Consider the following 4,945-nt stretch of genomic DNA (forward strand, 5'->3'; position numbering starts at 1 on the left):
GCTGGACTGCGTGCGGAGGTTCCGGGAGCACGCGCACGTGGTGACCGACCCGGGCGGGCGGCGGCTGGGCGTGGTCACCGGGCCGACGCCCCGCCACCACGTCGTCGGGTCGCTGCCGCCGCTGTACCCGGAGTGGCTGGGCGGCCGGCTGTTCTGCGAGGCGCACGGCGTCCGGTTCCCCTACGTCGCGGGGGAGATGGCCAACGGGATCGCCGGCACGCGCCTGGTGGCCGCCCTGGCGAAGGCCGGGATGCTCGGCTTCTTCGGCACGACCGGCCTGGAACCGCGCGAGGTCGAGGACGCGGTGCGCGAGCTGGCCGCGGCGCTGCCGGGGCGGGCGAACTGGGGCGTCAACCTCGGCCACACCCCCGGTCAGCCCGACCGGGAGCGGCGGGTCGCCGACGTGCTGCTGCGCGGCCGGGCGCCCCGGATCTCGGTGTCGGCGTTCACCGACCTGACCCCGACCGTGGTGCGGTGCTCGGCGGCCGGGCTGCGGCTCGACCGCGAGGGGCGCGTCGTGCGCCCGACCCGCGTGCTGGCGAAGGTGTCGCGGCCGGAGGTGGCCGAGAGGTTCCTCGCGCCCGCGCCGGCCGCCCTGCTGCGGTCGCTGGTCGAGCGGGGCGACCTGACCGAGGAGCAGGCGCGGCTGGCGGCGCGGGTGCCGGTGGCCGAGGACGTCACGGTGGAGGCCGACGGCGGCGGCCACACCGACGGCCGGCCGCTGACCGCGCTGCTGCCCGCCGTGCTGGCCCTGCGCGACCGGCACGTCCAGCGGCACGGCCACCACGTGCGGGTCGGCGCCGCCGGCGGGCTGGGCACGCCGGAATCGGTAGCCGCGGCCTTCGCGCTCGGCGCGGAGTACGTGGTGACCGGCTCGGTCAACCAGGCCGCCGTCGAGGCCGGGGTGTCCGACGCGGCCAAGCGGATGCTCGCGGAGGTGGACATCGCCGACGTGGCGACGGTGCCCGCGCTCACCGCGCCCGCGCCGGGCGTCCGCCTCCAGGTGGCGCGCCGCGGCACGCTGTTCGCCGCCAGGGCGGCCCGGCTGCACGAGGTGTACCGGGACCACGCGGGGCTGCACGCGCTGCCCGCCGCGGTGGCGGCCGAGTTGGAGCACGAGGTGTTCCGCCTGCCGCTGGCGCGGGTGTGGGAGCTGACCCGCGAGTCCTGGCGGCGCCGCGACCCGGCCCAGGTCGCGCGCGCGGAGCGGGACCCCAAGCACCGCATGGCGCTGGTCTTCCGGTGGTACCTGACCGGCTCCAGCCGGTGGGCGATCACCGGCGACCCGGACCGGCGCGCCGACTACCAGCTGTGGTGCGGCCCGGCGCTCGGGGCGTTCAACCGGTGGGCGGCCGGGTCGTTCCTGGCCGAGCCGGCCAACCGGACCGTCGTGCAGATCGCGCTCAACCTGCTCGAAGGCGCCGCCGTGGCCACCCGCGCCCACCAGTTGCGCACCCACGGCGTGGCCGTGCCCGCGGCCGCGGCGTTCCGGCCCGTGCGCCTGGTCTGAGGGCGGGATCCGTCGCACGGCCCGGCCGAACGGCGCGCAGTACGCTGCCAAGACCGACCCCCTGGCGAAGGCGAGCCCACCGTGACCACGAGCGACCCCGGGGGTCTGGTGCGCGACGACCTCGGGGCGCCGTTCCGCAAACCCTGCCCGGTGGTCGAGAAGGTGGGCCTGGAGGTCGAGTGCGGTGTGGTCGACCCCGTCACCGGTCTGAGCGCGCCCTATTCGGGTGAGCGCGGCACCGAAGCGCTGCTGCGGGCGATCCTGCGCGAATTCGGCGGCGAGCCGCTGCTCGACGACGGCCACCTCGTCGGCGTGCGCCGCGCCGAAGGGGTGGAGCTGAGCCTGGAGCACGGCGGCGCGATCGAGTACGGCTCCGCGCCGGCGGCCGACCTTGCCAGCGCGGTCGAGGACATGCGCACCACCCTGGAGCACGTCGCCGACATCGCCCGCGGCCTGGGCCTGGCGATCCTGCCCGGCGGCAACCTGCCGTTCGACCGGGTCGAGCGGGCGCAGTGGGTGCCCAAGCCGCGCGGTGCGCTGATGCGGGAGTTCTTCGCCGGGCTCGGCGACGACGGCGCGCTGGGACCGACCGTGATGGCGCTGACGGTGTCCACCCAGGCGACCCTGGACTACCTCGACGAGGCCGACCTGGCCCGCAAGCTGCGCATGCAGGTCGCCGCGTCCCCCGTGGTGGCCGCCCTGTTCGTCAACTCGCCGCTGGCGGGCGGCGAGCACGCGGGCCTGCTGTCGCACCGGTCGCACGGCTGGCTGCGGACCGACCCGCGCCGCTGCGGCGTGCTGCCGGTCGCGCTGCGCCCGGACCTGCGCGTCGACGACTTCGTGGAGTGGGCGCTCGACCTGCCGATGATCTACCGGAAGGCGCCCGGCGGCGGGTACGAGCGCGCGCCGTCCCGCCCGTTCGCCGCCCTGCTGGAGGACGGCTTCGACGACGGCACCAGGCCCACGCCGGAGGACTGGGTCTCGCACCTGTCCCAGGTGTGGACCGACGTGCGGGTCCGGCACACGCTGGAGCTGCGTGCCGCGGACGGCCCCCCGTACCCGCACATCCCCGCGCTGCCCGCGCTGTGGACCGGGCTGACCTACCACCCCGGGTCGTGCGCCGAGGCGACCGAGCTGCTCGGCGGCTACCGGGAGGACGAGCACCGGGCCGCCGAGCGGGAGCTGCCCGTGAAGGGCCTGGACGCCCGGCTGGGCGACGACCGGGTGCGCGAGCTGGCCGTCGAGTTGGTCCGGATCGCCGGGGCGGGGTTGCGGGCCAGGGTCGACGCCGGGCTGGAGCGCCCGGCGGTGCTGGACTTCCTCCAGCCGGTGGAGGAGGTCCTGGAAACCGGCGACACGTTCGCCCACGGGGTGCTGCGCCGCTGGGAGGGCGAGTTCGACCGCGATCCCGCGCGGTACGTGGCGGCCTACCGGGTCTAGTACGGCCGTGACCCGGCACGCTTGCCGGCGGCTCCTCCTCGCCGGAGGACCGCGAGTTCAGGCGTCGGCCAGGTCGCGCACCGCCGTGCGCGGCCGCGCCGTCGCGTCCGCCAGCAGTGCCGCGTACCGCTCGTGCAGGCGGCGGACGGTCCGCTCGTGGAACAGGTCGGCGCGGTAGGCCCACCGCGCGGTCAACCCGTGCGGTCCCTCCACCAGGCAGAGCGCGAGGTCGAGCCGGACCTCGTCCCGCTCCACCTCGCGCGCGCGGAACACCACGCCGCCGCCCCGGTGGACCCGCTGCGGCGCGTCCCGGTAGCCGAAGGACACCCGCACGAGCGGGCCGCCCCGGGCCTCGCCCGGCGACCGGGCCGGTGGCACGTCCTGGTGCGCGGCGACCAGCAGCGCGGACCGCCGGGCCTGCGCCAGCAGCTCGGTGAACGGCCGGGCCGGGTCGGGGCGCAGCCGCACGGGCAGCAGGGTGGCGAAGCAGCCGATGGTCCCGTCGGACTCCGGGTCGGTCCGCCCGGCGAAGGTCGTGCCGACGAGCAGGTCGGGTTGGCCGCACCAGCGGCGCAGGAGCACGGCGAACGCGGCCAGCCCGACCATGTACGGGGTGGCGCGGTGCGCGGGGGCGGTGGCCCGCACCGCCTCGGCGACGGCCGGGTCCAGGTCGATCGCCAGGTGTCGGCCGGCGCGGGCCGCCCGCGGTCCCCGGGGCAGGTCGGTGGGCAGGGCGAGCAGGTCCGACGCGCCGCGCACGGAGTCCGCGACCGCCGCCACGGCCTCGCGCCCGCCGGGACCGGCCAGCCGGTCGAGCTGCCGTTCGGCGAACACGGCCGGGCCGGGGTGGGACCGGTGGTCGTCGGGCCGGTCGTAGCGCCGGGCGAGGTCCCGGACGAACAGGTCCGCGGACCGCTCGTCGAACACGAGGCGGTGCGCGGTCACCACCAGCGCCACCACCCGGCCGGCGCGCGCGACCAGGCGGCAGCGCAGCAGCGGCGGCGACCCCGGCTCCACCGGCTCGGCCGCGTCGGCGAGCGCCAGCCGCGCAGGCTCGGCGTCCGGGTCGGCCGACTCGTCCAGGTCGGTCCGCCGCAGCGGCAGCGGCGCCTCGGCGGCGACCCGCTGCACGGGCCGGTCGCCGACGAGCGCGAACGACGTCCGCAGCGCCTCGTGCTCGGCGACCACGCCCCGCAGCGCGGCGGTCAGCCGGTCGACGTGCACCGGCCCGTCCAGCCGCACCAGCAGGCTGATCAGGCACGACGGGTCGAGCGGGTCCGCGCGCTGGAGGGACCACAGCCGTTGCTGCGCGGGGGAGAGCCGGGCCTCGGCCGTGGGCCGGGCCGCCGGCGGTCCGCCCACCGGCACCCGCCGGAGGTGGGCGGCGAGCCGCGCCACCGTGGGGTTCGCGAGCAGCGCGGGCAGCAGCACCGGCCGGCCCAGCCCCGCCCGGTCCAGCGCCGCCCGCAGCCGGACCACCGCGCGGACCGCCAGCACGGAGTCCCCGCCCAGGGCGAAGAAGTCGTCGGTCCGGCGGACCCGGACGCCCAGGACCTCCCGCCAGGTCTCCGCCACCACCCGCTCGACCTCGTCCACCGGGCCGGCGCCGCTCCGCCGGCGCGGACCCGGCAGGCCGCCGCGCCCGACGTGCGGCAGCGCGGCGCGGTCCACCTTGCCGGTGGCGGTGCGCGGCAACCGGTCCAGCCACACCAGCTCGCCGGGCACCAGGTAGCCGGGGACCCGTTCCCGCAACCGGTCGAGCAGGCGCCCGTCCCGGTCGCCCACCACGTAGCCGACCAGCCTGGGCGCCCCCGCCGGCCCGGTGACCACGGCGGCGGCCGAGGCGCGCACGCCGGGCAGCGCCTCCAGCCCGGCGGCCACCTCGCCCAGCTCGACGCGGTGCCCGCGCAGCTCGACCAGGTCCTCCCGCCGACCGACGAACTCCAGCCGCCCGTCCGGTCGCCGCCGCACCCGGTCCCCGGTCCGGTGCACGCG

The 4,945-nt window shown here is 78.0% G+C and carries 3 protein-coding genes; 2 read left to right on the forward strand and 1 reads right to left on the reverse strand.

Annotated features, from left to right (window positions below):
- A partial coding sequence (locus tag ACFV4N_RS39700; protein WP_499677844.1) for a PfaD family polyunsaturated fatty acid/polyketide biosynthesis protein occupies positions 1-1,510 on the forward strand: 1,510 nt, incomplete at its 5' end.
- Positions 1,511-1,591: 81 nt separating this feature from the next.
- Positions 1,592-2,950, forward strand: a complete 1,359-nt coding sequence (locus tag ACFV4N_RS39705; RefSeq protein WP_499677845.1) for a glutamate-cysteine ligase family protein — start codon at positions 1,592-1,594, stop codon at positions 2,948-2,950.
- Positions 2,951-3,007: 57 nt separating this feature from the next.
- Here ACFV4N_RS39705 and ACFV4N_RS39710 read toward each other — a convergent pair.
- Positions 3,008-4,945, reverse strand: a 1,938-nt coding sequence (locus tag ACFV4N_RS39710; RefSeq protein ID WP_499677846.1) for a condensation domain-containing protein, incomplete at its 5' end; no start/stop codon positions are given.

Source organism: Actinosynnema sp. NPDC059797, assembly GCF_042732085.1.
Classification (GTDB): domain Bacteria; phylum Actinomycetota; class Actinomycetes; order Mycobacteriales; family Pseudonocardiaceae; genus Actinosynnema.